The sequence below is a fragment of the Streptomyces sp. NPDC014870 genome (genome assembly GCF_043081505.1).
Taxonomy (GTDB): Bacteria; Actinomycetota; Actinomycetes; order Streptomycetales; family Streptomycetaceae; genus Streptomyces.
Genome location: NZ_JBIBWQ010000011.1, coordinates 346,413 through 371,926, shown reverse-complemented (window position 1 = coordinate 371,926; position 25,514 = coordinate 346,413). Strand labels below are relative to the sequence as shown.

Below are 25,514 nucleotides of genomic sequence, written 5' to 3'. Positions count from 1 at the left end.
CCGCGCCACTGCCCGGCACCCCCACCCCGCAACAGCCTGCCGCACCATCCCGCCACCGCATTCCCAGCCCGCCAACGAGCCGACCTCCCCCGCCCACAGACACACTCGAGCCACCACGGACCGCGGACGGCACCCTGGTCCCGGCCCCCAACCCGAACACCCACGCCACCACGCGCAATTACCGGTCTCGGCAAATATGCCGGCCATCAGTGATGCCGACACCACGGGCCGCAGGAAATGCGGGCGGAGTCATGGCGGCAGGGTAGAGCCGCCCACTGGCAAGCAGGCCGGGGCGGAACGCCGGGCATTGCAGCGTTCCCAATGCCGCGGCGAAATTCGATCAGGTATACGGATGCTCCGTGCCTGTGGGGCTGAGGCGCCACTTGCCGACTTCTCAGCTCCGGCCGTCGCCGACGCGGCGCTCGGCATCGTCCTCAGGATCCGCCGGCACTGACACGGATGTCCCGGGCTCGGGTGACGGACGAAGCGGCTGGGTATTCGAAATCGCCCTCGTGGGAAGGGGGCCAGGGCGGCGTCGTTCAGGGGTTCTGTCCGGTTTGATCACGTGATGCCGAGGGTGGCCAGCGGTCGGGTGGCATCTCGGCTGTGTTTGCGCAGGCCGGCGGCGATGTTGTCGCAGCCGGTCAGGCGGAGAGCGCCGATGGCAAGGTTGCGCAGTGCCGCCATGGCCCGGGGCGCGGTCCCGGTCCGCACACGGGAGGTGTCTTCGGTGAAGGTGGTGTCGCACACGTGGTGGATCTTGTTCTCGATGCCCCAGTGTTCGCGTACACGGTGCGCGATCTCGGGAGCATCGGCCTGTTCCGCCGTCAGGTCGGTGACCGCGTAGACGCGTTCCAGGGTGACCTTCCCGGTGGTGACCGTCCGGCGGCGGCGGACGATCTGCACGGCCTGGGCGGCGTAGGGGAAGTCGAGGCCGCAGGTGACGGTGCAGGTCTTGACGCGGCGGATCTCGTCACGGCCGTGCTCCGTGACGCGGGTCTTGTCCAGCAGCGGAACCTCCCGCCAGGGCAGCTGCTTCAGGTGCTGGTGCAGCAGCGGCTGATTCCCCTTGATCACGGCGATGTAGTGGGCCTTCTTCTCCTCCACCAGGAAGCGGGCATGGGCTGTCTGGGAGTGCAGGGCGTCGAAGGTGACCACGGTGTCGGCCAGGTCGAGGTCGACGAGCATCGGCCGGAAGACGGTGATCTCGTTGGTCTTGGCGCCGACCTCACGCTGGGCTGCGACCAGGCCGGTCCCGGTCATCGCGGCCAGAAGGTGGACCTGTGTGCCGTCGGCGCGGCGCGCGCCGCGAACGGTCTTGCCGTCCACGGCCAGCGAGCGGCGGGCGCGTCTGCCCAGGTCATGGTTGGGTGGCGGGCGGTCGGGGTCGCGGGCGGCGAGCCAGGCGCCGATCGCGTCGTCGAGGGCGTCGCCGTCCACGCGCTGCAGGATTCGGCGCACAGTAGCTTCGGTCGGGGCGGTGGGCCCGGCGGGTTCGCGGCTCGGGCCGCCGAGGGCGGTGAGCACGGCGGCCGGGGCGTCGGCTGCCCATTCCGCGATCGCGGTCAGGGATTTCGCGCCGGCCAGTACCGCGCACGCGGCGAGTGCGAGGACGAAGGCGAGGGGGTGGCGGCGCCCCTTGGCCCTACGTGGATCGGGCACGGTCGCGAGGCGGTCCAGCAGCTGCGGGTGTTCCCCGGGCTCGGCAGGGCGGCCGGTGGCGAGCCGGCCCAGGCCGACGGGGATGGGCGACGATGATCGGGCAGGCACGGTCTTCCGCCTTGTGATGACAGCGGCCAAGATCCTCTCCCCGCGGACGGCCAGTTAGCCGCGGGCGTTCCACACCAGCGGGGCGCGGCGGATCCAGGTCTCCTCGTCGACGGAGTCGAGGAGGAAACGGGCGAGGTCGGCCCGGTTGATCCAGCGTCCGGGCGTGGTGACGTTGGCGTCGCCGGCGCGCAGGGGGCCGGTGGCGGGCCTGTCGCTGAGGGCGACGGCGCGGGCGAGGGTCCAGTCGGTGTCGGAGGCGCGCACGACCTGGTCGACGCCGGTGTGGTCGGTGAAGCCGACCTTGATGTTCGACAGGTTGATGAATGCCTTCACCAGCGGGTTGAGGCGGGCCCAGTCGTCGCCGGCGCCCTGTGAGGAGGTCAGGACGATCCGGCGGATGCCCTGTTCGGCCATCACGGTCAGGGTGTTGCGGGCGGCGTCGGTCATGAACATCGGCGGGCTGACCGGCTTGGCCCAAGGGTTGTCGGAGACGCGGGCGTTGTTCAGCACGCTGATCACCGCCCGGGTGCCGCGGGCGGCCTTGCGGATGTCGTCGATGTTCGCGGGCGTGCCCTGGATCAGCTCGACACCGGTCGGGGCGTGGACGGCGGAGGGGTCGCGGACGAGGGCGCGGACGCGGTGGCCGCGTTCGGCGGCCTGCGCCAGGACGTGGGTGCCGGTGCGGCCACTGCCGCCAAGGACGAGCAGGTCGGTCATGGGAAGTCATCGCCTTTCATGGGCGGAGGGCCGGGCGGCGGGAGCCGGCCGGGGACGGATTCGGAAGGATCAGAAGGAGTACGGGCCGAAGCGGCCCCAGGCCACCACGACGGCCAGGGCCAGCAGTACGGCGTTCATACCGATCGCGCTGTACTCCCGGCGGCGGACGTGGAAGGTGTCGGCCAGCACCATCACCACCGCGAGGCCGACGGCGGCGAGCGGGGTGAGGACCACCGCGACGCCGGTAGCGGCGGGCAGGACGAGGCCGAGCACGGCGGCCAGTTCGACCGCGCCGATCAGCCGGACCGTGCCCGGCGCGAGGTCCTTGGCGTAAGGAAGAGTGCCGACGAGCCTGTCGATCGGCTGGGTCGTCTTCATGACGCCGGCCATCGCGAACACCGCGGCCAGCAGTCCCTGCAGGACCCACAGCAGGACGTTCATCGGACTCCTCGGTTCTGGATCACGGGGGCTATGGGGGGATTCAGCCCTGTACGGGGACGGCACAGCCGTCCGGGCCGCAGACCGGGGCGTCACCCCCACCGGCGACGGGGGTGAGAGGGTGGGTGTCCCCCCAAGCGGTGCGGAGCAGGTCGAGCAGGGTGTCGCTGTCCTGGGCGCCGGTGACGCCGTAGCGGCCGTCGACGACGATGAACGGGGCGCCGGTCGCGCCGAGGCGCTGAGCGTGGGTCGCGTCGTCGCGGACCTGTTCGCGGTAGCGGCGCTGGGCGAGGGCCTGTCGGGTCTGCTCGCGGTCCAGGCTTAGGGTGTCGGACAGCGCCAGCAGGTCGTCCGGGGAGAAGACGGGCTCGGCCTTGCCGAAGTAGGTGTCGAAGATCGCGTCCCACGCTTCGCGGTTCTTGCCCTGGGCGGAGGCGTGGGCGAGGAACTCGTGGGCCAGGTCGGTGTTGCCGACCTGGTTGTCCAGCACCCGGTAGGGGCTCAGTCCCTCGGCCGCGGCCAGTGCCTCGATCCGCCGGGTCGACATCTCGGCCTGACTGCCGCCGACACCGTGCCGTCGCAGCAGAGCCTCGCGGACGGAGAAAGTGCGGTCCTCGGGGAAGCTGCTGCTGAGCGGGAACGAGTGGTGGACCACCTCCACCTCGCCGGCGTGCTCGAACCGCTCCACGGCCTGCTCCAGGCGGTGATGGCCCAGCCCGCACCAGGGGCACGTCACCTCGGACCAGATGTCCACCTTCACCGCGCACCTCCAATTCTTACGACTTGTTCGTAACGCCATGGTGGACCAGTATGGAAGGAGGTACAAAAGGCACATCCGTGTGCGTGCCGGAGAGGAATGTGCGTGATGGAACGGGCAAGCGAAGTGGCGACGACCGGTGAAGCGAAGGCGGTCGGGGCGGCGGCGATCGGGCCGTGCGCGGCGATCCCCGCCGAGCACATGGCCTTCATCCGCGAGGTCCTGGACCGCGTCGGCGACAAATGGAGCCTGCTGCTGATCGCCGTCCTGGAGCCGGGCCCGCTGCGCTACACCGACCTGCAGCGCCAAGTCCCCGGGATCTCCCAGCGCATGCTCACCCTCACCCTGCGCCAACTCCAGCAGGACGGCCTGATCTCCCGCACCGCCTACGCCGAAGTTCCCCCGCGCGTCGAGTACGCACTGACACCGCTCGGCCGCGGCCTCCATGAGATCGCCACGTCCCTGGTCGGCTGGGCCGCCGCCCACCACGACGAGATCCGTGAGAACCGGGCCCGCACGACCTCAGCGCAGCCGAGTACGGGTGCACGCGCCTGAGCTACCGGAGACCGTCACCGACGGTAGCGAAACACGCGGCCACCCGACTCCCCATCGGTGGCCGCGGGTGGAGGATTCCCACTGGCCACCGACATGGTGATCAGGGACTCGACACCTCATGATCACTCGGAGGCCGTGCCTGCCTCCGTTCCAGCCCGGTCCGTGAACCCCTCAGTCACGTCAGCTGCCTGAATCGGCAGCAAGAGGGACACATCGCCTGAACGACGCCGCCCTGGGAAGGGGGCGGCCGGCCCGGTTCAGGAGATCCAGAGGAGGATCGCGTCGCCCTGCCGGGATGCTTCGCGCAGGTACTTCGCGAGGTCGGACCAGTGGGCGGCGACCCAGTCCGGTTCCTCGCCGCGCTCCCAGATGATCTGTGGGTAGATGTTCGCGGCGGCCAGGTCGGCCGGGGTGACACCGTCGGTCAGGGTGTCGGGAGTGTGGGCGTCAAGGGCATCCGCAGCGGCGCGTACCCGGTCTGCGGTGAGGAGCCGGGGCGGGCCGTAACCCCAGTCCTCGCCTTCCGGCCAGGGCATGTCCGCCTCTCCGAAGACCACGTCCACCGGAAAGCCGCGCCGCTTCAGCAGGAAGTCGAGGGCGTGCCATGCCTTGTCGGTCTCATGCACGCGCGCGTCGGCGGTCGCGTCTTGGCGGTCGTGGGGCTCGTGCGCGTACTGGGCCGCCCAGTCGGGGTCGTGCAACGCGCGCTCGAATTCGGCCGGGGTGAGGCGGAGGTACTGTCCGATCATGCTCATGGAGCACACCGTAGAAGGAAGCACTGACAGCGCATCGGTGCCCGGTGGGGCGAACCGCTCGGCAAGGCCTGCCATCGGGGGCCGCAACGGGCGGGTGCGTGCGGCAGAGTGAGGTTACGGGCTCCGATGTCGATGGAGCAGGCGTAGGCGGAGGGCTGCGTAGTCGTGGCCGGTGATGATGTCGTACCGGATCTCTTCGACGGTGGTGATCGTCCCGCCCAAGCGCGGCGGGACGTGCGTGTCATGTCGACCCCACCGCCGTGACGCGGGCGCGGACCGGCGCCGGGCGGAGGCCTGGCTGGCTGGATGACGGCGGTCCGGCGTGCCGTGGCCGGGGAACGACCCCACCGCCGCCCTAAGCGTTGTCCCGTAAATGATCTACGGCGTGCCGGATGGCCTGCGCCTTCGTCCGTCACCCAGCGAGGGCGATGTTGTGCGGGCGGGCGATGCCGAGCATGGCGTGGTGGACGCCGTCGCCTTTGAGGCGGCAGTCGCGGAGAGTCTTCCAGGTCTTCACGCGGGCGAAGGTGTGCTCGACGCGGGCTCGAACCTTGCTGTGGGAAGCGTTGTGTTCCTCTTTCCAGGCCAGGAGCTCGGCCTGGCCGCGTTCGCGGCAGTGTGGGATGACCGGGCCGGTGCCCCGGTTGCCGCCGTCCGCGATCACGGTCGTCCTGCCCACGGAGCCCTTCGCGCCGGACAACTCCCACGCCTTGCAGTCGCTGCGGTTGCCCGGCAGCGGCCGGCCGACCACGACGACGAGCCGCGTGTCCGCGTCGATCACGATTTGGTGGTTGGTGGAGTACCGGTAGTTCTTCGACTGCTCGGCGACGCTGTGGTCGCGGGTGGGGACCAGGATGCCGTCCACGATCAGGACGGTGCCCTTGCGGAACCGCCGGCGCTGTTGCAGCGCGAGCAACGGCCCGAGATGGTCGATGATGCGTCGGCGCCGACTTCGACACACCGAACAGCGGGCGAGGTGGCTCAGGGTGAGGTTGGTGCGCCAGTACGCGGCGACCAGCAGGATCTGGTCCTCCCGGGGCAGGCTCCAGGCCGGCCCCTGGAGGACCGGATCAGCGCCCAGGCTCCGCAGCGCGGTGATCAGCTTGCCGAACTGCCGCGCGCTCAGCCCGGTGAACGGGGCTATCCAGGACGGCTGCGACGCCGTGATCACACAAGTCACGGCGAGATCCTCACACGGTTCCCGCCGGTACTGCCGCGCTGATCACTTCCTAGCCAGCCACAGATTCTTGGCTGCGGGTCAGGGGATCAGCGCTCTTCCCACTGGGTGCGGGCGAGCTCCATGTTCGTCCGGACCAGGTCCTCGTCGTCCTCGATCATGAACAGCGAGTACCGGCCCGTTGCGTCCAGGGCGTCGAAGACCCGGTGGGCCCAGGCGTCCGAGTCCGGCTGATTGGCAGTGACTCAGGCCGGGTGGGAATGGTGCGGCTCGTCCAGGTCTGGCGGCACGGCGACCCAGCAGCTCAGCCAGTGCTCGTTGTCTCCCCAGGTGAAAGAGGGGGATCGCCCGTCGGTGTCACAGAAGAACTCGATACCGAAGGCCGCCTCGAGGTCGGCCCGTAGTGCCTCCGCGAGGGTGGCCCCAGGGGCCTGCGGCCCCCGGAAGCCGGCGTAGATGTCGTATTCGCTCAAGATGATCAGCCTCAGCCCACGTCGACGGTCTCGTCGTAGCAGTATCCGATCAGTCACACCCGGGGGAACTCACGCGACGCTCCCGCGGTGCACAAGAACGTGAGCCTCTTCCAACCTGAAGTGCCATCTCCGGGTATTCAGCTGACGCGGGTTGGCCCCTGAAGAAGCCTCCGTGGACGGTCTCGCCGCAGAGTCGCCATCACGCGCCCCCCGTCCGGTTGTGTTGATGTGCGCCAGACCCTCTGGCAGGGTGCGGACATCAAACGGGAGGGACCCATGCTGAAGCAAGCCGCCGAGGGTGTGCTGATCCACCAGAGTGAGTTGCTCGAGAACAACACCGTTGTCGTGCAGGGCCGGGACGGCGTGCTACTCGTAGACGCTGGGATTACCGGTGCCGAAATGACCTGCCTGGCGAACGACCTTCGACAGCTGGGCCGGCCTGTGGTGGCAGGGTTCTCGACGCATCCTGATTGGGATCACGTGCTCTGGCACGCCGAACTCGGTGAAGTGCCTCGTTACGGCACAGCCCGCTGCGCGGACTTCATGCAGGATGTGTTGTCGAACGCGGACTGGAAGGCCGGCGTCGCCGAAGGGCTGCCGCCGGAAATCACCGAGGACACACCCCTCGACCTGTACGGCCTGATCACTGGTCTGCCTGCTGAAACCGCGCAGCTTCCCTGGGACGGCCCCAAGGTGCGGATCATCGAGCACCCGGCGCATGCCCCGGGCCATGCGGCCCTGTTGATCGAAGAACGCCGAGTTCTCATCGCCGGCGACATGCTCTCCGACGTCTTCGTTCCCATGCTCGACGACACCGTTGACCCGATTGAGGACTACCTGGTCGGGCTGGGGCTGCTCGAGGGCGTAGCGGACGACGTCGATGTCCTCATCCCCGGACATGGGTCCCTCGCCAGAGGTGAGGAGGTAAGCGCAAGGATCAAACTGGATCGAGCGTACGTGGAGGACCTACGTGACGCCCGGGTGTCCAGCGACCCCCGGGTCGTATCGCCCAAACCCGGCTGGGAGTGGGCAAGGAACATCCACGAAGGGCAGGCCCGAAACCTCGCCCGACGAAGCAAGCGCGACGGGGCGCCCGGCTAGCAAGCTGCTTCCGCCACAAGACTCCCCTGCCAGTGAGCCTCTTCAGAGCTGGCTACGCTGAACGCGACTGTACTGCGCAACGACGAAGCTCCCGGTAGACGGATTCTCGACCAAGATCACCCGTGTCCGCCAGGAGCTTCGCGTGCTTGTCCATCCGTCCTCTACCGACTTGTCCACCCGCACCTTGCGGTTCTTGGCCGGAGAACTGACGGCCAGGCGCCGGGACATCGGGACGCGGTGGCGGCGGCTTCCCGTGGCACGTCAGACCCTGCTCGCCCTGGCCCACCTGCGGTGCGGTGACACCTACGCCCAGCTCGCAGCGGGGTTCGGCATCGGGATCGCCACCGTCTACCGCTACATACGTGAAGCCATCGAGGTTCTGGCCACCCTCGCCCCGACCTTGACCGAGGCGATGAAGACCATCCAGACAAAGGCGTTCGTCATCCTCGACGGCACCCTGCTGCCCATCGACCGCATCTCCGCCGACACGGCCATGGATGATGCGAGTACCGCGTGGGCCCTTCTTTGCTGTTGCTCACGGCACATCTATGGGCTCGTAGAGGACATCGGTTCTGAGAATTGTCTTCGTGCCCTCGACAATCGGGGCCGAGTCGTGAAGCGTCCGATGCCAGAAGAGCAGCGCATCGCCCGGTTCGGGGCGATGGGTGCTCAATATTTCCTCAGGCTTTGCGAGCCGGGGCCAGTCGGAGAAGTCGCGTTGCGCAAAGGGAAGTTCGTTCTGCTTGTCGGCGATGAACCGTGTTTCTCCGCCCACTGCCTCGTACGACAGGTAGACGACGACCGTCAGGAGAGTTCGCCTTCCGTCGGGGGCGAAGTAGGGTGAATCGTAGTGTGGGACAAGAAGTCCGCCGTGTTCGTACGTGATGAAGCGCATGCGCGGATTGACGGCCGACGGCTTCCAGGGTCTTCCGCCTGAATCCGTCGGATCGTCCGATCCCACTTCGATCGACAGGAATGTTCGCAGCCTGCGGTAGAACTCTTCCGCCAAGGCTTTGGACTCGGCCGTGGCACGGAGATGGCCGACCGGTTCTCCCTCTGCATAGTTTTCGGCGATGCCGTCTCGGCCCACCGGCACAAAGCGCTGGGCAGACAGTTCGGTCGCGAATACCTCTACTTCGGCCGGAGTGAGAAAATGGCGAATCACCCTGGCATCGACGTGTGGGATCTCCGACTCGACCGGAGTCCATGAGTCATCGGCAGATATTCGGTTCAGCGCTTCGGGGAGCTCGAAGGGATTTACCGGCTTTACGAACATGCTCACTTCTCCGTCTCGAGATCATCGCCGATGCCATCGTGGCCGTGGCGCCAACCGCCCGGAACAGCCGCGGGCAGCGCTTTGAGGTGACTGGCGGGACTGCCGGCCGCGCACTTGTGCACGTTGAAGCCATGGAGAGACTCGAGGCCGCTCGAGGCAGTTCGCGCGGGGAGCGGGGACCACGGAACGATTATCGTCACAGTGACGATATTAGGTCGGGGTGAACCCGCAAAGCAAGCAGGACGTACCCGACGCGGCGGAAGGCGCCAGGTGACGGGGCGGGGACGGGCTCATGGGACTTCCGATGCGCGGTAGTCCCATGCGGCGCCGGGCCGCTGCGTAGCGGGGGGCCCCAGAGCTGGGGCTGCGCTTGCAGCGCCTGTCAGCGCGCCCGCACCAGCGGTGACGGCAAGGACGGATACGACGGCGATGGCGAGCGCCGACGGGCCGGGCGAGCATCGACCAACGTGGGTTCCTTTCAAGGAGCCCAGGTACACCCGGGACTGCGCATGATCAGACCCTTCATCGCATAGAAAGTGTAAGGCGCTGAAGATCCAACCGTCAGAACCGCGTTGCGACCTCAGGGCCACGACATCAACCGACGTCTGATGGCGAGTCCGATTCGCCTGCGCGGACATCGCCCGGGCCTGTGATCTCACCTGAGCCTTCACCGACCTGGTCCGCCACCGACTCGGAACTTGCCTCCCGCTGGCGACCGCGAACGGAGACCGGGCGCTCCGGCGCGAAACATGGCGCTACTACATGTCGTGTCGTCCGTAGGCCGAGGGAAGCATGAGGGCAAGCGATGAGTGGCGTCAGGGAAGCCGCTGATGAGAGGAAGGCCGTGACATGCAGGGATGGCCGGTGTACCTGGGTCTGCTTCTGGTGATCGCCCTGTGGGCAGGCCGGCAGTGGTTGATACGGCAACAGGTACGCAAGCTCACGGGAGAGGTGACCGCTGATCCGCCCTTTCCCGCACCTGACCGCCCCGAGCCCTTACTGCGCGCAGCAGCGGCGCAGGGGGAGGCACGGGCCATGCTCGAACTCGGCGACCTGAGCGCCCTCAAGCGAGACGCGCCCGAGGCGCTGGCATGGTGGACGAAGGCCCTGGAGGCAGGTGACGATCTGGCTGCCTACCGACTTGCCGATCTCCACCAGACACTCGGTGACTCAGAGACAGCCTCGCTCCATTTCCGCCACGCCATCGAGGCCGGAGTGCCTGGAGCCGCCAACGACTACGCACTGTTCCTGATCAATCAAGGCGACGACGCCGGTCATGGATTGCTGCTGCGTGCCGCCGCCGAAGGTGATGCGTTGGCCATGTACAACCTCGCCTCCATGGCGGCTGAACGCGGTGACCTGGCCGAGAAGGAACGATGGGCCAGGGCCAGCGCCGAAGCCGGACACCCTCACGGGGCGTTCTCCCTGGGCCTCCTCGCCTACGAGAACGGTGATCTGGAGGAGGCAGAGACCTGGTACCGGAAGGCAGCAGAAGCACACCACGCCAACGCCGCGTTCAACCTCGCCAACCTTCTGCGCGAGCGCGGAGACTTCGACGGCGCAGAACACTGGTACGGCCAGGCCGCCGCAGCAGGCGATCGCGATGCCGCCGAGAACCTCGTCCTCCTGCGCCGTCGGCGCCATGACCTCTGATATTCCGTCGCGAGCTCACTCAACGTCACCTACACCCGACCGCCACCACAACCAGCCGCACCCGCACCCTGGCCGAAACCACGACCCACACCCCCGCGCTCGCCGGCACCGGCCGCGAGCTCTTCGCCTCGCCCCCGGCCTTTCGCGCGGCGCCGGACCACTGGCCCGAGGTGGTCAGGTCAGTGGTCACCGTCGTGGTCCACGTCGCGCTGGCCAAGCACGGTGGCTTGGCCGATAGTGTTCGCGCTTCGAAGGTTCTCCCTTTTGCAGCCGCATCAGAGGTCGATCAGGGAGCAGTAAGCGGCAGGAGCGAATGTGTAGCGGGCTGTGGCAGGCCGACGGGATGTGGTCCTTGCGGCTCACGGACACGATCCCTGGGCACCCCGCGGGCCAGGCAGACTCGGCAATCGGTCCTGCTCGGCGGCATCTGCCACCGAGCACGATCGCGCACCGTTCGGCGGTACCCGTCGCGGGGTGTCTCGGAGAGGCTGAGAAAGTGTGAGTGGATCACAGCTGTCGTGGGGCTCGGTGGAGCCCTTGTCGGTGCGGCCCTGTCCTTCCAGGGCACCGTCTACCAACAGAAGAAGCTCGCCGGTGAGCGGCGACAGGAGGCGGAGGGTACCGCGGCCGCGGCTCTGGTCGGTGAGCTCATTCGGATGCGGCAGCACCTGGCTGCGATGCCCGCCGAGTACGACCGCGGACAGGCCAGAGACCGGATCGCATGGGTGGGACTCATGACGAGCGCCAGGGAAAGCGAGTGGCACCGGGGCTTCGAGGAGATCTTCGCACCGGCAGAAGCAGCCGCTCGCACCCTTCGGAACCCGATACTGCGCGAACGGCTCCTCCACGTGCTCACCATGCTCGACAACTGGTGGGCCCTCAACACCGTCAACCCCGGCGCCATGACCAAGCGCTCGATGCGCGAGATGATCAACCACGCCCTGGAATGGCTCGGCGCCTGGCAGCGCGAAGACCCCATCCCCGAGCCCGATACGTCGTACCTGCGAACCTACGAGCTGTGGCAGCAGACCCAGGACGACCGGGTGCTCAAGAAGCGGCGACAGGGCTGAGCGCTCCGTAGGGAAACAACCCGCTGCCCGTCCTGACCCTCCCCGCTACCACCGACCTTTCAAGGGCCCACATCTCCTGCCGAAGCGAGTGTGTGCCGGGGAACGGTGGGCTCAGTGGCCACGAGTCAGAGCGGTTCGCAAGCGGCCCGATTCTGCCGAGCCGATCGCAACTCACGGTGGTCAGGCTTGTCCGGGATGGCCAAGGAGCCCAACCCGCTCTCCAGGGACGTCACGCGAAGACGCCTTTCTGGTCGACCTCACCGCACGCCCAAAATCCCGTCAGCATGACATGACTTGGGCGCCTCACTCCGGCTGGTGCTCTGGGCCTCCGAAGTCGGGACTGGTGAGGTCGGGACTGGTGAAGGTCGGGCGGGGGGCGCGGCCTTCTCCGGGGGAGGTGAAGTCCGGCCCGGTATAGCCGATTATCGGTACGCGGCGGGCGGGGGAAGAGGCGTCCGGGCGCGGCAAGGCCGCGCCTTCATGTGCGAGGGCATCGTTGAGAAAGGGCAGGATGCCCCGTTCCAGCAGTGCGTGCCGCCAGGCTTCTCTGGCCCGGGCCACCTCGTCATCATCACCGCCTTCGTGGTAGTCCGCGGCCTCCGACGTGGGGTGGCGGATTCGTAGTGCAGTGACGAGCAGGCCGACCGTACAGACGGCGAGTGCGACGACGGTCACGATTCCGAAGATCCATCCAGCACCGATCATGGTCCGGCCGACCCCCGACGTGGCGCTGAACAGCTTGAGGACGAGGCCGACCAGGAAGGACAACGCGGTGGCCGCTCCCGAGAAGAGGACGGCGAGAACTGAGAGAACAGTGAGCAGACCGGCCTGGGGCTCTGTCGGCGATTCCAGGAACGGTGCTTCACCGTCGGCTGCTCGCGCCCGGGCGGGCACCGGCCGCTCGGGCGGAGCAGGTGAGCTCGCCCCCGACGCCGACGGAGCCGCTGGGCGCACGCGCAAGCCCAGCAGCGCCGCAAGAAGACGACGGCGGTAAGACATCCCGGCCCACTGTGACGGAGCGACTCCGTCGCTGATCCGACGGCCGCCCGGCTGCCCGGCACCCAGGACGGCCGCGCCCAACCGCCGACCCAAACCTGTCCGTGCATCGTCGTCAGTGGCAGCCGACCGGGTGCCCGGGTGGGGACGGGCAGACGGCGCGGGGACCTCCGAACGCGACGACGAGTACACCTTGTCCCAGGACTTGCGCGGGGACCTCGCCGAACCACGCACCTCTTCGCGCACCCGCACATAGTGTTCGTACTCGACCGCTGCGCCCGCCGTGATGACTGCCCTGGCGCTGAGCGCCATGGTGCGCAGTTGCTCCGCGTTGAGGCGTCCGGCTACGCCAGCCAGTCCCGGGCGGTCGGGGAGAGTACGCAAGGCATCGTCAAGGATGCGCTCGTACTCCGAGAAGTCCTCTCCAAGCAGGTGCGGAGCGCCGTTCACAGCCCCTCCTCACCCATCGCCGGCCCCGGCCGCCATCGTGGCGCGCCCCGACCGTCCAAGCCGGCTCCCGGCCCGTCGGCAGGGTCCGTGGACACGTGCCGCATATCCCCGGAGCGCGTAAGACCTGGAATCTCTGTCCGGCCCGCGGGATTCTCGCCGGCTGCAGGATTCGACGACCGATCCGCCTCGGCCGCGGCCGCGGTCGCGGCAGCAGGCCCGGGCGAAGGTGTCGGTCGCCCACGGAGACGGCCTTCCGTGGAATGGGGTTGCTGAGCCGGGACGGCGGGGGGCATGGAGGTCGTGGGATCCGCTCGGAGAGGAACGGCGGAAGTCGCTGCAGTGCTGTTGCCTTCCGCTGCGCCGCGGCCATCCGCAGCACCGGCAGTCGAAGCTGCCCCGGCATCAGGGACCCCCTCCGCCTGCCCAGCCGACTGCTGGCCTCCTGTCAGTGCCTCGTTGACGTTCTGGATACGGCTGAGTTGGGTGAGCAGTATGGGTGCCGACATTCCGACAACGAGCGCGGCGTACTCACCGCTGATCTGTCCCGTCGTGCCGAACAACGCCGCGGCCCCAGAACCCATCACGCTGTGCAGGACCGCCGCGGCGATGTCGACGGCAGGGTCGAAATACGTTCGGAACTGCGGGGGCACCCCTTGTGCCATCCCTTCGGCAGTCAACTGCCGATGGATGCGGCGATCGGCCTGCCAGGATACGAACCGGGAGTAAAGGTCCAGAACACCACGCAGCAAACCACCCGCCGCCCCCAACAGAGTCAACGTCGGGATGTCCACGGTCTCCCCCGGGCGACGGCTCTATGGCTTGGCTGCGAGTATCCGGACACCGGACGAGCGTAGAGCCGCGGTCGAGCCGCTGGGAAGTGACCAGCCCGATTCGGCCAACTCTTATCCCTCTCGGCATTCTTGACATATCGTCACATAGCGATTGCTTTGACGCCCACGCCAGCGTTGACCCGCGCCCAGGCGAGCCGGCCGGCAGCGCGGAATGGAAGCTCGCAGGCCGACCGAACCCTGCGAGGCCTCTCGGGGCGCCACACCCGCCACTCGCCGAGGACGCGCAGCGAAAACAGCTCCCGGCGCCCCTCGGAAACGGGAACTGTCCAGCCACGTCGCGCCACGTGAACGTCGGTGTCTGCTCCCGACTTCATCAGACAGTTGGGACCGCCGCACCTTGTGCGACGGTCCCAACACTCAGTGGCCGAGGCGGGATTCGAACCCGCGACCTCTGGGTTATGAGCCCAGCGAGCTACCGACCTGCTCCACCCGGCGACCTTCACTGTAGGAGGCCAAGACCTCGCGTCGCGAGTGAATATCCGGTGGTGGGGTCCTTCAGGTCAGCCGGTGACCAGGGAGCGTACCGAGCGGCCGACCAGGACGTACGCGGCCGGCACGACGAGGTGCGCCTGCTCGGCATTGCATGCGGCGAGTTGGGCGGTGACCTCGCGGTCCAGGCGTGGCGTTTCGCTTGCTGCGGCGGCGCCAAGCGGGGAGACGGTGTCGATGTCGCAGCGCAGAAGCGCGCCGGCGGCTTCGGCGATTCGGTATGCGGCGGCTGCGGCTGCGGCTGCGGCTGCGGCAGAGTGTTGGTGTCGGGGGTGTCCCCGTAGGAGAACAACTGGCCGACTTTTCCCTGGAAGGTGCGGGCGATGGCGGTGGCGTTGGCCTGGCAGCCGGCCAGGCTGCACATCGTCGCCGAGACCGCCGGCAGTTCAGTCCGTGTCTCCGGTGTGTTCACCCGGGCGGCGAGGTCGGCGTAGGCCTGCGCGATGTCCGGCAGGTGCCCTGGGTCCGCGCGTGGCTCACGGCGGGGGCGGGCCGGCTGCCCGAGCGAGGAACTCCTGCCCGTGGTCAGCGCGGTGCTCCATGAGGTCCCTGCCGTGCCGTTTGGTTGATGTCGGGGCTGTGCAGGATGCGGGGGCCCGCTCCGGCTCGGGTGGTGACGGTGAGCATGGCGAGGCCGATGTTCTCGGTGGTAGTGATGTATCGCGGGGCGACGCGGCGCAGGAGCGGGTAGAGGTGGGACAGCAGCGGGTACAGGCGGCGGTAGGCGGGGGTTCGGGACTGTTCGCCGTGGGAGGCGAGGATGAAGCCGGGCCGGAACATGTAGGCGTGGAACGGCATCGCCAGGAGTTCGTTCTCGGTACGGCCCTTGACGCGGGCCCACATCCGGCGGCCGCGCTCGGTGCTGTCGGTGCCCTCACCGGAGACGTAGACGAAGGTCAGTCGCGGATCGGCGGGTAGTGCCCGGGCGGCGGCGAGGGTGTAGTCGTGGGTGATCCTGCGGTACTCGTCCTCGCCTTTGCCCGCGGAGGTGACGCCCAGGCAGAAGAAGCACGCGTCGATGTCGGCGAACTCGTCGGCCACGTCGGTGAAATCGGTGAAGTCCTCGCGGATGAGCGTGCGCAGCTTGGGGTGTTCGGTCGCGAGCGGTCCCCGGACCACGGCGGTCACGCTCGTGACCCGGTCGTCGAGCAGGCACGCGCGCAGGACTCCCTGGCCGACCATGCCGGTCGCGCCGAAGAGAAGCACGTTCATCAGGGGTCTCTCCAAGGTGGGGCGGAGGGGGATCGGGGGCGTTACGCGGCTTGGACGGGGAGGCTTACGCCAGTGAGGTGTTCGGCGCGGGGCCAGAGTCGTGATGTGGTCTCAGCGTCGTGGGTCCGATCAGGGGTCCTGTCCACGGCGGTCGGCCCGACGAGACCGAAGCACTCGCTCGGGCCGTCGTAGCCGACGGCTTCGGCGTGGGGGCTGGTCGCGGCGGCAGTGGCTCGGCTCGCTGTATTCGACGCCCTGGGAGGGCAGGAGGCAGACGGCCTCGAACGCTGAGCGGCGCGGGAGCCAGCAGTGGCCAGGCGGTGCGTCGCATCCTTGCCACTGTCGGCGCCGGTGACGACGTGCTTGCCGGCCTGGTCGGGAACGTCGCATTCGTCGCCGCGGTCGCCCATGGGGACTCCTCGATCACATTTAAGAGACTACCGGTCTCTTGCATTCAAGATAGCAGACCCCCGGTCCGTTAACAAAAGACCGGGGGTCTGTAGCGTGTGGCGTGTGGTGGACGGCACCGACACAACTGACACACAGCCATGTCCCACCGAGGGCGATGGGCCACCCCACCGCGTCGCCCGAGAACCCCCGCGCGACGACCTAGTACAGCGCCGGCCGGCCGTCGGGCGAATGCTCGAAGTTGAGTTTGGTCCAGACATCCTGCGCTGGCCGAGAACGGCCAGGCGCCGACAGGCGGATCCAGCGGCGCACGCGCCGCGTCCCCTTCCGCGCCTCCACGGTCAGGACCCCACCGTCGAGCGCGAGGGAAACGGGACGGGCCCTCCCAGCTCGGCGTGTCCCCCGCGGTGGATCCAGGTCAGGGCGTTCCCCCTGCGAGAGCCTCAGGGCAACGCACTCCGCCACGCGTTGATGTGGATTCCTGGTCAGCGGTCCAGTGCGGGCAGGTGGGCGAGGCCGGTTTCGGCCATGATGCGGTCGATCGTCTCCTCCAGTGAGCTGTCGGCGCCGATGACCGTCTCGGGTTCGCAGTTCAGGAGGTCGCGGGGGCGGTACCAGTCACGCAGCTGCGTCTCGTCCACGTCGTCGGCGATCGGCTTGGTCGCGTGCCGGACCAGAGTTTCCTCGAAGGGCACGTCCAGGTAGTACCCGTGGGTCGCGCCCCTGTGGTCGGCACGGAGCCCGGCGAGCATCTCACCGTAATGGTCGGCGTAGAGAATGCCTTCGACCACTACATGAAACCCGGCATCCAAGGCGTAGCGGGCCGTCAGATCGATCAGGCCAATGTTCGCCGCGCCTGGCCGGTCCCGCTCGCGGAGCACGACGCGGCGCAGATTGTCCTGCTCGACCAGCGCCAGACCTCGGCCGAATCTCTCCCGGAGACCGGCCGCGACCGACGACTTCCCCGACGCGCTGTTACCGCGCAGCACCACCAGCCGGGACTCTGCGCTGCCCACCATCACAGCCGCACCCTAGCGGTGACCGACTACACGGTGCCCGAAGCGCTCTCACGGCACCACCAGCGTCGCCATCACGCCGGACGGGTGACTGTTCCGGCGTGCCGGTGTGCGCACTTCGGTGAGTTGCCGCGCAGCATGTGCTCAGCAACGACTGCCCCTCGATTCGCGGGCGATCCCGGCTTCCAGCCCCACTGCTTCGGTGCCCCCTGATCAGTCACTCAGCAGCCTGGGCGCTCTCCTTGGTGCTTGGCGCGTCGCCGACATGGCCGGGCTCCTGCTGGCACGGCGCCAGTCGCCTGCTCAGACTGATCCCATGGAGACCATGGTGCGAGTGGACGGTGGCGAACTCTGGGCGGAAGACACAGGAGGGGAAGGGCTACCGATGGTCCTGGTCCACCCCGGCGTCGGCGACTCGACGATCTGGGACCCGGTCCTGCCCGGGCTCGACGCGCGGCAACGGGTCATCCGCTATGACGCCCGCGGCTACGGGCGTTCACCCGCCCCTGGCGTGGCGTACTCGCCGGCTGCCGACCTCGGCGCGGTGCTCGATCACTTCGGGCTCGCGCGGGCGGTCCTCGTGGCCTCCAGCATGGGCGGAGCCGCCTCCATCACACTGACCCTCAACGAGCCCGAGCGGGTCGCGGGCCTCGCACTCCTCGTCCCGAGCGTCACCGGCTACGACAGCCCGGCCGACACGGAGCTCTACCAGGAGATCGGGAAGCTCGCGACCGCCGGAGACATCGAAGGCATCGTCCGATTCGGCCTCAGCCGGTGGGGCCGGGCCGCCGGCGGCAGCCCCGAAACCGACCCTGTGGCGGCCGCCCACCTCAGGGCCGTACTGCCCGCATGGTTCGGCAACATCAACCACCAGATGACGGACCCCCCGGCCTTCGACCGCCTGAGCGAGATCACCACGCCCACCGTGCTAGCGCTCGGCGAACTCGACCGGCCCGAAGTGATCCGCTGCAACGAAGAGATGGCCGAGCGGATCCCCCACTGCCGCCTGGCCCGCCTCACCGCTTCCGACCACTACCCGACGCTGCGGGAACCGCAGGCATGCGCCCAGCTGATCGAGAAGCTGCACGCCGAAGCACACTGAGGCCCCAGCGGCGTACCGCTCGCGTACCGCCAACGCGGGGCACGAGCGGCGCCCGGGACGGTGTCCGATCGAGGGCCGTGCTCCGTCCCAAGCCAGCGGCCAGCCAGGCGGCCACGGCCGTGCTCCGTCCCAGGCCAGCGGCCAGCCAGGCGGCCACGGCCGCGCTCGACATCCAGACGGGCGGCAGTGAAGTCCTGGCAGTTCCACGATGTCGGCGCGGTGGTCTACTTCCTGCGCAAGGTGATCTGGATGGTTCCCGGCTTCACCGTCGACGCCTACCGCGACCGCCTGGGCGAGCTGCATGGGCTCATCACGGAGGAGGTCCGTTCGTCGCCCACACGGCACGCTTCCTGATCGAGGCACGCAAGCCTTCACGCCTCCGATGACGGGCGAGGACGAGAGTCAACGGCGGTGTTCGTTCACGTCAGCACCCACAGCACCGCCAGAGCGACCAGAAGGGAGTCGATCCTGTCCAGCAGGCCGCCCGAGCCGGCGAGCCAGCTGCCGGAGTCCTTCGCGTGGGAGCCGCGCTTGATCATCGACTCCAAGAGGTCACCCAAGGGGCCGCCGACGGCCACGGCCACTGCCGTCTGCCACGTCAGGCACGACAGCACGGCCAGCGCGCCGAGGCCGGCGGCCGCGCCCGCCACCGTTCCGCTCCAGCGCTTGGCCGGTGACAGGGGGGACAGATGGGGGCCGCCTACGCGGCGGCCCGCCGCGTAGGCGACGATGTCGGCGATCGACACGGCCACGAACAGGACGAGGCCGAGGGTGCCCAGTGGTACGAGACCGGCCAGAACGCCCAGCCACACGAGCCCCAGCAAGCCTGTCCCCAGGCGCCGGAGTCCGTGCTCCGCGTCGCCCGAGAGCAGGGGCACGCCGGCGATCGCGAGCGCCCCGACCGCCGCTGCGCGGAGCACCTCCCCGGGGGCGAGCCAGGCGGTCAGGACGAGCCCGAGGACCGCCGCGCCGAGCACGACGCGGTCCACGGGCCCCAGTTTCAGCAGCGCGCCGTACTCCGCCACCGCGACCGCCCCGACCACGGACGCGAGGACCGCAATGCCGGGTGCCCCGAGCCAGAACGCTGCGGTGAGCAGCGGTACTCCGATCGCCCACACGCACCACCGGAGCATCAGCTCACGCTGCCGCTTCGCCGCCACCGCGACCCCTCCGGCGGCCAGCGCTCCGCCGACGTAGGGCACGAGACCCGCGACCATGGTCACCGGGAGACCCGTACCCGCGTGCTCAGGGCGTGCAGGGAACTCCGGCACGCCGCCACGATCCGCGCGTTCTCCTCCGTGTCGCGGACGGCGATCCGGACGGTCCGCCCCTCGTACGCCAGGGACATCGGTGACAGGTCCCGCAGGTACACGTCGTGCCGCCGGCACTCGCGCACCAGTTGAGCCGCGCTCGGTCCGTCCGCCGGCAGGGTCACCGTGAGGAAGTTCGCCACTCCCTCGTCGACCTCGGAGAACCCGTCCAACTCGCTGAGGGCGTGGGCCAGTTCTCGGCGCAGGACGTGCGTGCGCGACCACTGTTCCGCGTAGTGCGCGGGGCTGCGCAGAGCCGTCACGGCTGCCAGCTGGGCAGGGAGGCTCACGGGCCACGGCGGAGTCCAGCGGCGCAGCTCCGCGGCGGTGTCCTCGTCGGCCACCAGGTACGCGGCGCGCATTCCCGACAGCGCGTACATCTTGGACAGCGAGGTGCAGACCACGACCCTCGGGTCGGCCGTGGCGAGTCCGACCAGCGAGTCCGTCAGGTCGACATAGCCCAGGTACGCCTCGTCGATCCACCACCGGGTCCGCGCGGGCGAGGTCTCGATGACCGCGCGCAGCGCGTCGGCGGGAGCGTGGCGGCCGGTCGGGTTGTTCGGGTTGACCACCACGACGAGGTCGTACCGTCCGCCGCGGGTCGCGGCGGCGAGCCGGGCCGGGTCGAGCCGCCAGCCGTCCTCACGGCGCAGGGGGAGCCGGTCGACGTGGCAGCCGATCACGCGCTCGGTGACGTGGGCGTACTCGCCGTAGCCCGGGTCCAGGAGGAGGACTCGGCTCTCCGGGGTGAGCCACCGGCCGAAGGCCCGGAAGATCAGGTCGGACGAGCCCGCCCCGACGACAAGTGACCGCACCGGCAGCCCTCGGGCCCTGGCGATCTCCGCGAGCAGTCCCTCCGCGCCCGTGGGCGGCGAGGTACGCGCCGCCCACTCCGGATCCTCCGCCATGACCGCGCGGACCTCCGGGGACGGCGGGAACCAGGCGTCCAGCACATCGGCGGGGACGACCTCGTGACGGCGGGTCAGCGTACGGAAGTCCGTACCGATCGCCGAGAAGAAGGCTCCGCCGTGCTCGCAGCCGTCCGCGCGCGGCGCGAACGGCACGTCCAACTGCCAGTCGAGCCCCGCCCGCAGACGCTCCAGGGTCCGGCCGTGGCGCTCCCCCACCGTCTTCGTCAGCTCGGCCACGGAGCCGCTCAGCACCTCGAAGGAGACCGCACCCGAGCGGACCGTGTGTCCCGTCGGCCGCAGCCCTGTGGCGAGGTACATGGCGAGCAGATCCGTGCGCCCCATCGCCACGACCTGGCGGCCGCCGCGCGCCGCGACCCAGCGCAGCGCCGCGTACATGAGGAGCGGGGCCGCGGTCGTGGACCGCCAGCGCTCCTCGACGGTCAGGACCCTGATCTCGAACGGCGCTTCCTCGGCCAGGACGGGGAGCTCTTCACGCGTCAGGTACTTGTCGAGGGAGTAGCGCCCGACCCACGGTGGGGTGAGACTGACGAAGCCGATCCGGGTCTCACCGCGCGCGGCCACGAGGTACACGTTGTCGTCGTCGAGTCCGTCGCTCAGCCGTCCGGTCGGATCCACCGGATGCTGTCCCAGCTCCTCCGCGTACACACGATGTCGCAGCTCGTGGATCCAGTCGCGATCGCCAGTCGTGGCAGTGCGCAGCTGAAGGGCTTGGGCGTGGTCCATGCATTGTCCCCTTGAGGCGGTCCGGCGTTCGCGCATCAGCATCGAGGAGACCGGCCGAAGCCACCTGAGTACGCGTACTCACCGGATACCGGGAGTTGATCAGTGGCGGACCGCCCCGACTCGGCCAAGGAGGCCCTGCGCGCGCTCGACGCCCTGGTCCCGGTGGACCGGTGGGCCCGGGCACCCCCCCGATGAAGGGTGTCAGGGTGAACAGAGGAGGGTGAAGGCATCCACGGGTGCTTCGTCCAGGACGAAGCCGTTGTCGAGACGGACCCGGACCGTCACTCGCTGCGCCTGGTCCCGATAGGCGTTCCACGCGGGGACCAGCGAGGCGATCTGCTCCTGCAGCTGTTGCCTGCTGCCCGGGGGCATCTGGTGGCCGAAGTCGTCGAAGAGCGACGTGAGCCGTTCGTACTCGCGGACCTCGTGGTTCTTGACGCGCCCGTGCTCGGTCACCCGCTCGACGATGCCCTCGAGTCCCGCGCCCAGGGCGAGGAACCCTGCCGCCGAGTCCGCGTCCTGCCGGGCTCCGTCGGCCCGGGTGACGTGCCCGGTCAGTCGCAGGTCCTCCGCCAGCGTGACCCGCCGGCCTTCTGTGAGCGTCATGGATCCTTCGTCTCCGGTCGTTCGAGGGGAGCCCATTATCCGCCCGCTCCCCGCCGTGTTTCGAGCGCGCGCTCACGGACACGGCGTGTGCCGCCGAAGATCGGGCGGGACGCTCCCGGCGCACAAGGGACCCACCGGCGCGGCGGCCGGGGCGCGCGGCGCTTACGTGTCGCTCACGTTTCGCTAACGCCGTTGCCCTTAGCGGGGATTGCTACGGTCGCTGGCCTCAACCAGCAACCCACTTGTCACGTGCCCGGTCCCGCTTCCACGGGCGGGGCCGGGAGGTCAGCCGCGTGTCACGTCAGATGCTCACCGTCCGCGCCGACGGCGCAGGCGACTGCCGCACCATCGCGGAGGCCGTCGCCCGCGCCCGTACCGGAGCCGTCGTCAGCATCCAGCCCGGCCGGTACGAGGAAGCCCTGGTCGTGTCGGCCGCCATCACCCTCGTCGCCGCGGAGGGGCGCGGGACGGTCGAGGTCGCCCCGCGGCGCGGCGTGGCGCTGACCTTCACCGGGGACGCGCTGATGGTGAGCGATCTCGTGCTCCGCGGCCACGACGACGACCTGCCCGTGGTGGACGCTCCGCGCGGGCAGGTCGCCATGGACCGGTGCGACGTGCGCGGCTCGGCCTGGACGGCTCTGTTCGCGCGTGGCAGTGGTTCGCTGGCACTGCGCCAGTGCCACGTCGGCAATCCGGCGGGGGCAGGTGTGGTGTCCACCTCCGCCGCGGAGAGCTTCCTGGAGGACTGCACGGTCGAGCACGTGGGCACCTCGGCGGTGGTGGCCGGTGAGCAGGGCCGCGTCACCCTGCGCGGCTGCCGGTTGCGTGACGCGCGCGGCAACGGCGTGCTGACGAACGGACAGGCCTCCGTGCATCTGGAGGACTGCGACATCACCGGGACCGACAAACCCGGTGTGGCCGTCGAGGAGGACAGTGCGGTCACCTTCACGCGTGGCACCGTGCGCGAAGCGGTGGTGGGCGTGCTCGTGCACAGCACCAGGGCCGCCGTTCTGGAGGAGGTGACCGTCGTGGAGACCAGCGGTCACGGATTCGTCGTGGGCGCGGGCAGCGCGCCCACGCTGACCCGGTGCCGCACCGAACGGACCGCCGGACACGGCCTGTTGGTGACGGATCGGGGCCGGGGTACGTTCAGCGACTGTGAGTTCACCGGGGCGAAGGACGCCGCGATCCGCGTCACCGGCTACGCGTCGCCTTCCCTCGCCGGGAGCCTGGTCCGGGACGCGCAGAGCGTCGGCGTGCTCGTGGAGGAGGATTCCACGGCGGAGTTCGACCGGCTGCGGGTCCTCGACACCACGGGCACCGGCATCGTGGTGCGCGCGGGAGCCAATCCGCTGCTGCGACGCGCGACCGTGACCCGTACCGGTGGGCACGGGGTCGAGGTCGCCAAGGACGCGCGGGGGCGCCTGGAGGACTGTGTCGTCGAGGAGACCGGCGGGTCCGCGGTGCATGTGTCCGGCCACGGCACCCTGTACGTGGGCGGTGGGCGGCTGCGCTCCACCGGTGGCGCGGCCGCCCGGATCGGGTCCCTGGGCACGCTCACGCTGCGTGACACCGTGGTGGAGGGGTCGGGCGGCGCGGGCATTCACGTCGAGGCGGACGGTGAGCTGTCCGCCACTCGCGCCAGGGTCACCGGTGCCGCCGAGCACGGCGTACTCCTCGCGCCGGGGGCCAAGGCCGCGCTGAGCGCCTGCGAGGTCACCGGCTCGGGTGGTGACGGTGTCCGTGTCGAGGGCACCGACCCCGTCTCGCTGGCCGGCTGCGTCCTCCAGGACAACCAGGGCAGTGGGCTGCGCCAGACGGTGCCCGGTGAGCGGCTGGCCGTCGAGGCTCTGACGAGTACGGGCAACGGCGCCGCGGACGCGTGGGGAAGCGCCGCAGCCGCCGAGGAAGCGGGCGGCGGACGACTGCCGGCGGGCGCGGTGCCGCAGCCCGCCGAGAACAGCGGCCCGGTCGACGAACTGCGGTCCTTGATCGGCCTGGAAGACGTGAAGCAGCAGGTGCTGACCCTGATCAACCTCAACCGGCTCGCCCAGCGGCGCGCCAGACTCGGCATGCCCGCCCCGCCCACCAGCCGCCATCTGGTCTTCGCGGGCCCTCCGGGCACCGGCAAGACGACCGTGGCCCGCCTGTACGGCTCGATCCTGGCCCAGCTCGGGGTGCTGCGTTCGGGCCACCTGGTGGAGGTCTCGCGTGCCGATCTGGTGGCTCAGATCGTCGGCGGAACCGCCATCAAGACCACGGAGACGTTCACCAAGGCGCTCGGCGGCGTGCTGTTCGTCGACGAGGCGTACACGCTCCTATCGGACGGTGGCGGTTCGGGCGCCGACTTCGGCCGTGAGGCCATCGACACCCTGGTGAAGCTGATGGAGGACCACCGCGAGGACGTCGTGGTCATCGCGGCCGGCTATCCCGCCGAGATGGACGGCTTCCTCGCCTCCAACCCGGGACTCGCCTCCCGATTCACCCGGACCGTCGAGTTCACCGACTACACGTCCGAGGAACTGGTCACCATCGTCGAGCGGATGTGCGCCGGTCACCACTACGAGCTGGACCCGGCCGCCCGCACCGCGCTGCGCGCACGCTTCGAGGCCATTCCCCGCGACGCGGTGTTCGGCAACGGCCGTACCGCACGCAAGGTCTTCGAGGAGATGGTCGACCGGCAGGCCTCCCGCCTGTCCACGCTCACGGACGTGAGCGAGCAGGACCTGGCCCTCTTCGTCCCCGAGGATGTCGGCGCCCCGACCGCGGCCTCCGGCGATGACCCGGCCGGAGACCCGCTCCAGCGCCTGGAGTCGCTGGTGGGCCTGGCGAACGTCAAACGCGAGGTGGGTGATCTCGTCAACCTGCTGGCGGCCGCCCGCCGCAGGGCCGCGGCGGGACTGCCCGCCCCGCGGCTGAGCAACCACCTCGTCTTCGCCGGCCCGCCCGGCACGGGCAAGACGACCGTGGCCCGCTTGTACGGGGAGCTGCTGGTCTCGCTCGGAGTGCTGCCGCGCGGTCAGCTGGTGGAGGTCTCACGCGCCGATCTGGTGGGCCGCTACATCGGTCACACGGCGCGGCTGACGAAGGAGGTCTTCGAGCGTGCTCTGGGTGGCGTGCTGTTCATCGACGAGGCCTACACCCTCACGCCTCCGGGTGGCGGTGCGTCGTCCGACTTCGGGCAGGAAGCGGTGGACACGCTGCTGAAGCTGATGGAGGACCACCGCGACGAGGTGGTGGTGATCGCCGCCGGCTACACCGACGAGATGGCCCGGTTCCTCGGGTCCAACCCAGGCCTGGAGTCCCGCTTCACCCGGCACGTCGAGTTCCCCGACTACTCCTCCGGCGAGCTGGTCACCATCGTCCGTCGGCATGCCGCCGACAACGGGTACGACTGTGCCGCAGGCACCGAGGAGGCGCTCGCGGCGTACTTCGACTCGCTGCCGCGCGGCCGCGCGTTCGGCAACGCCCGCCTGGCCCGCCAGACCCTGGAGCGGATGATGACCCGGCAGGCCGGCCGGCTGAGCACGATGGCCGCGCCGGGCCTCGACGACCTGCGGCGGCTGCTGCCGCAGGACCTGTCCGTCTGATCCGAGGCCCCGGAACCGGCGCGCGCCGGTTCCGGGGTCCTGGATCGCGGTCCGTCCTCTGCGACCGGCCGGTTGCGGCCGGTGTCC

19 protein-coding genes, 1 tRNA gene and 3 pseudogenes are annotated in these 25,514 nt (G+C 69.5%); 8 read left to right on the top strand and 15 right to left on the bottom strand.

Features of this window, described 5'->3' with window-relative positions; genetic code table 11:
- Window positions 1-561: 561 nt before the first annotated feature.
- The 4 genes from ACF09C_RS30205 to ACF09C_RS30190 all read right to left on the bottom strand — a co-directional run bounded on the left by ACF09C_RS30205 (window position 562) and on the right by ACF09C_RS30190 (window position 3,679).
- On the bottom strand, window positions 562-1,770 hold the full coding sequence (locus ACF09C_RS30205) for an ISAs1 family transposase (RefSeq protein ID WP_392096045.1): 1,209 nt from the start codon (window positions 1,768-1,770) through the stop codon (window positions 562-564).
- A gap of 54 nt (window positions 1,771-1,824) precedes the next feature.
- Window positions 1,825-2,487 (bottom strand): NAD(P)-dependent oxidoreductase, encoded by a 663-nt coding sequence (locus ACF09C_RS30200; protein WP_392096043.1) that lies wholly within the window; start codon window positions 2,485-2,487, stop codon window positions 1,825-1,827.
- 69 nt (window positions 2,488-2,556) lie between these two features.
- On the bottom strand, window positions 2,557-2,928 hold the full coding sequence (locus tag ACF09C_RS30195) for a DoxX family protein (RefSeq protein WP_392096041.1): 372 nt from the start codon (window positions 2,926-2,928) through the stop codon (window positions 2,557-2,559).
- Between the two features lie 40 nt (window positions 2,929-2,968).
- Window positions 2,969-3,679, bottom strand: a complete 711-nt coding sequence (locus ACF09C_RS30190; RefSeq protein WP_392096039.1) for a DsbA family protein — start codon at window positions 3,677-3,679, stop codon at window positions 2,969-2,971.
- A 111-nt stretch (window positions 3,680-3,790) separates the two neighbouring features.
- Here ACF09C_RS30190 and ACF09C_RS30185 point away from each other — a divergent pair, with 111 nt between their 5' ends.
- Complete coding sequence (locus ACF09C_RS30185) at window positions 3,791-4,237, top strand: winged helix-turn-helix transcriptional regulator (protein WP_392096038.1); 447 nt, start codon at window positions 3,791-3,793, stop codon at window positions 4,235-4,237.
- A 257-nt stretch (window positions 4,238-4,494) separates the two neighbouring features.
- On the opposite strand, the gene ACF09C_RS30180 is transcribed toward ACF09C_RS30185, so the two are convergent.
- The 3 genes and pseudogenes from ACF09C_RS30180 to ACF09C_RS30170 all read right to left on the bottom strand — a co-directional run bounded on the left by ACF09C_RS30180 (window position 4,495) and on the right by ACF09C_RS30170 (window position 6,642).
- Window positions 4,495-4,992, bottom strand: coding sequence for a YfbM family protein (locus ACF09C_RS30180; protein ID WP_392096036.1), 498 nt, complete (start codon window positions 4,990-4,992; stop codon window positions 4,495-4,497).
- 412 nt (window positions 4,993-5,404) lie between these two features.
- Window positions 5,405-6,172 (bottom strand): annotated as a pseudogene (locus ACF09C_RS30175) (transposase).
- Window positions 6,173-6,414: 242 nt separating this feature from the next.
- The gene (locus tag ACF09C_RS30170) at window positions 6,415-6,642 is read right to left on the bottom strand and encodes a hypothetical protein (protein WP_392096034.1); all 228 of its coding nucleotides are present in this window, start codon (window positions 6,640-6,642) and stop codon (window positions 6,415-6,417) included.
- A 276-nt stretch (window positions 6,643-6,918) separates the two neighbouring features.
- Here ACF09C_RS30170 and ACF09C_RS30165 point away from each other — a divergent pair, with 276 nt between their 5' ends.
- On the top strand, window positions 6,919-7,743 hold the full coding sequence (locus ACF09C_RS30165; protein ID WP_392096033.1) for an MBL fold metallo-hydrolase: 825 nt from the start codon (window positions 6,919-6,921) through the stop codon (window positions 7,741-7,743).
- A 142-nt stretch (window positions 7,744-7,885) separates the two neighbouring features.
- Window positions 7,886-8,230, top strand: a pseudogene (locus ACF09C_RS30160) (transposase family protein); the annotation flags it as partial.
- 48 nt (window positions 8,231-8,278) lie between these two features.
- Here ACF09C_RS30160 and ACF09C_RS30155 read toward each other — a convergent pair.
- On the bottom strand, window positions 8,279-9,019 hold the full coding sequence (locus tag ACF09C_RS30155; protein ID WP_392096077.1) for a 2OG-Fe(II) oxygenase: 741 nt from the start codon (window positions 9,017-9,019) through the stop codon (window positions 8,279-8,281).
- Window positions 9,020-9,868: 849 nt separating this feature from the next.
- Between ACF09C_RS30155 and ACF09C_RS30150 the strand changes: the two genes are divergently transcribed.
- Both ACF09C_RS30150 and ACF09C_RS30145 read left to right on the top strand, forming a co-directional pair.
- Window positions 9,869-10,672, top strand: a complete 804-nt coding sequence (locus tag ACF09C_RS30150; RefSeq protein ID WP_392096031.1) for a tetratricopeptide repeat protein — start codon at window positions 9,869-9,871, stop codon at window positions 10,670-10,672.
- Between the two features lie 518 nt (window positions 10,673-11,190).
- Window positions 11,191-11,742: a hypothetical protein gene (locus tag ACF09C_RS30145; protein ID WP_392096029.1), complete on the top strand. Its 552-nt coding sequence runs from the start codon at window positions 11,191-11,193 to the stop codon at window positions 11,740-11,742.
- Window positions 11,743-12,045: 303 nt separating this feature from the next.
- On the opposite strand, the gene ACF09C_RS30140 is transcribed toward ACF09C_RS30145, so the two are convergent.
- From ACF09C_RS30140 to ACF09C_RS30125, 4 genes are all read right to left on the bottom strand, one after another.
- The gene (locus ACF09C_RS30140; RefSeq protein ID WP_392096027.1) at window positions 12,046-13,188 is read right to left on the bottom strand and encodes a hypothetical protein; all 1,143 of its coding nucleotides are present in this window, start codon (window positions 13,186-13,188) and stop codon (window positions 12,046-12,048) included.
- Window positions 13,189-14,400: 1,212 nt separating this feature from the next.
- Window positions 14,401-14,474, bottom strand: a tRNA-Met gene (locus ACF09C_RS30135).
- 579 nt (window positions 14,475-15,053) lie between these two features.
- Window positions 15,054-15,740, bottom strand: coding sequence for an NAD(P)H-binding protein (locus tag ACF09C_RS30130; protein ID WP_392096026.1), 687 nt, complete (start codon window positions 15,738-15,740; stop codon window positions 15,054-15,056).
- 893 nt (window positions 15,741-16,633) lie between these two features.
- The gene (locus ACF09C_RS30125) at window positions 16,634-17,167 is read right to left on the bottom strand and encodes an AAA family ATPase (RefSeq protein WP_392096075.1); all 534 of its coding nucleotides are present in this window, start codon (window positions 17,165-17,167) and stop codon (window positions 16,634-16,636) included.
- Window positions 17,168-17,480: 313 nt separating this feature from the next.
- On the opposite strand from ACF09C_RS30125, the gene ACF09C_RS30120 reads away from it, so the two are divergent.
- Together ACF09C_RS30120 and ACF09C_RS30115 are read left to right on the top strand one after the other, a co-directional pair.
- A complete protein-coding gene (locus ACF09C_RS30120; RefSeq protein WP_392096025.1) occupies window positions 17,481-18,266 on the top strand; it encodes an alpha/beta fold hydrolase in 786 nt (261 codons plus the stop codon).
- Between the two features lie 198 nt (window positions 18,267-18,464).
- A pseudogene (locus ACF09C_RS30115) lies at window positions 18,465-18,652 on the top strand (SAM-dependent methyltransferase); the annotation flags it as partial.
- A 33-nt stretch (window positions 18,653-18,685) separates the two neighbouring features.
- Here the strand turns inward: ACF09C_RS30115 and ACF09C_RS30110 are convergent.
- The 3 genes from ACF09C_RS30110 to ACF09C_RS30100 all read right to left on the bottom strand — a co-directional run bounded on the left by ACF09C_RS30110 (window position 18,686) and on the right by ACF09C_RS30100 (window position 21,837).
- The gene (locus tag ACF09C_RS30110; protein ID WP_392096024.1) at window positions 18,686-19,489 is read right to left on the bottom strand and encodes a phosphatidate cytidylyltransferase; all 804 of its coding nucleotides are present in this window, start codon (window positions 19,487-19,489) and stop codon (window positions 18,686-18,688) included.
- On the bottom strand, window positions 19,486-21,231 hold the full coding sequence (locus ACF09C_RS30105) for an aminotransferase class I/II-fold pyridoxal phosphate-dependent enzyme (protein ID WP_392096023.1): 1,746 nt from the start codon (window positions 21,229-21,231) through the stop codon (window positions 19,486-19,488). The genes ACF09C_RS30110 and ACF09C_RS30105 overlap by 4 nt, the downstream gene beginning before the upstream one ends.
- A gap of 201 nt (window positions 21,232-21,432) precedes the next feature.
- Window positions 21,433-21,837: a hypothetical protein gene (locus ACF09C_RS30100; RefSeq protein ID WP_392096021.1), complete on the bottom strand. Its 405-nt coding sequence runs from the start codon at window positions 21,835-21,837 to the stop codon at window positions 21,433-21,435.
- A 305-nt stretch (window positions 21,838-22,142) separates the two neighbouring features.
- Between ACF09C_RS30100 and ACF09C_RS30095 the strand changes: the two genes are divergently transcribed.
- Window positions 22,143-25,427 (top strand): right-handed parallel beta-helix repeat-containing protein, encoded by a 3,285-nt coding sequence (locus ACF09C_RS30095; RefSeq protein WP_392096073.1) that lies wholly within the window; start codon window positions 22,143-22,145, stop codon window positions 25,425-25,427.
- Window positions 25,428-25,514 lie beyond the last annotated feature (87 nt).

Bases quoted from the DNA above. Each gene is read 5' to 3' on its own strand.
- ACF09C_RS30180 (WP_392096036.1), bottom strand. From the start codon at position 4,992: ATGAGCATGATCGGACAGTACCTCCGCCTCACCCCGGCCGAATTCGAG.
- ACF09C_RS30200 (WP_392096043.1), bottom strand. From the start codon at position 2,487: ATGACCGACCTGCTCGTCCTTGGCGGCAGTGGCCGCACCGGCACCCAC.
- ACF09C_RS30125 (WP_392096075.1), bottom strand. From the start codon at position 17,167: ATGGTGGGCAGCGCAGAGTCCCGGCTGGTGGTGCTGCGCGGTAACAGC.
- ACF09C_RS30100 (WP_392096021.1), bottom strand. From the start codon at position 21,837: ATGACGCTCACAGAAGGCCGGCGGGTCACGCTGGCGGAGGACCTGCGA.
- ACF09C_RS30130 (WP_392096026.1), bottom strand. From the start codon at position 15,740: ATGAACGTGCTTCTCTTCGGCGCGACCGGCATGGTCGGCCAGGGAGTC.
- ACF09C_RS30165 (WP_392096033.1), top strand. From the start codon at position 6,919: ATGCTGAAGCAAGCCGCCGAGGGTGTGCTGATCCACCAGAGTGAGTTG.
- ACF09C_RS30105 (WP_392096023.1), bottom strand. From the start codon at position 21,231: ATGGACCACGCCCAAGCCCTTCAGCTGCGCACTGCCACGACTGGCGAT.
- ACF09C_RS30185 (WP_392096038.1), top strand. From the start codon at position 3,791: ATGGAACGGGCAAGCGAAGTGGCGACGACCGGTGAAGCGAAGGCGGTC.
- ACF09C_RS30155 (WP_392096077.1), bottom strand. From the start codon at position 9,019: ATGTTCGTAAAGCCGGTAAATCCCTTCGAGCTCCCCGAAGCGCTGAAC.
- ACF09C_RS30195 (WP_392096041.1), bottom strand. From the start codon at position 2,928: ATGAACGTCCTGCTGTGGGTCCTGCAGGGACTGCTGGCCGCGGTGTTC.
- ACF09C_RS30095 (WP_392096073.1), top strand. From the start codon at position 22,143: ATGCTCACCGTCCGCGCCGACGGCGCAGGCGACTGCCGCACCATCGCG.
- ACF09C_RS30150 (WP_392096031.1), top strand. From the start codon at position 9,869: ATGCAGGGATGGCCGGTGTACCTGGGTCTGCTTCTGGTGATCGCCCTG.
- ACF09C_RS30120 (WP_392096025.1), top strand. From the start codon at position 17,481: ATGGAGACCATGGTGCGAGTGGACGGTGGCGAACTCTGGGCGGAAGAC.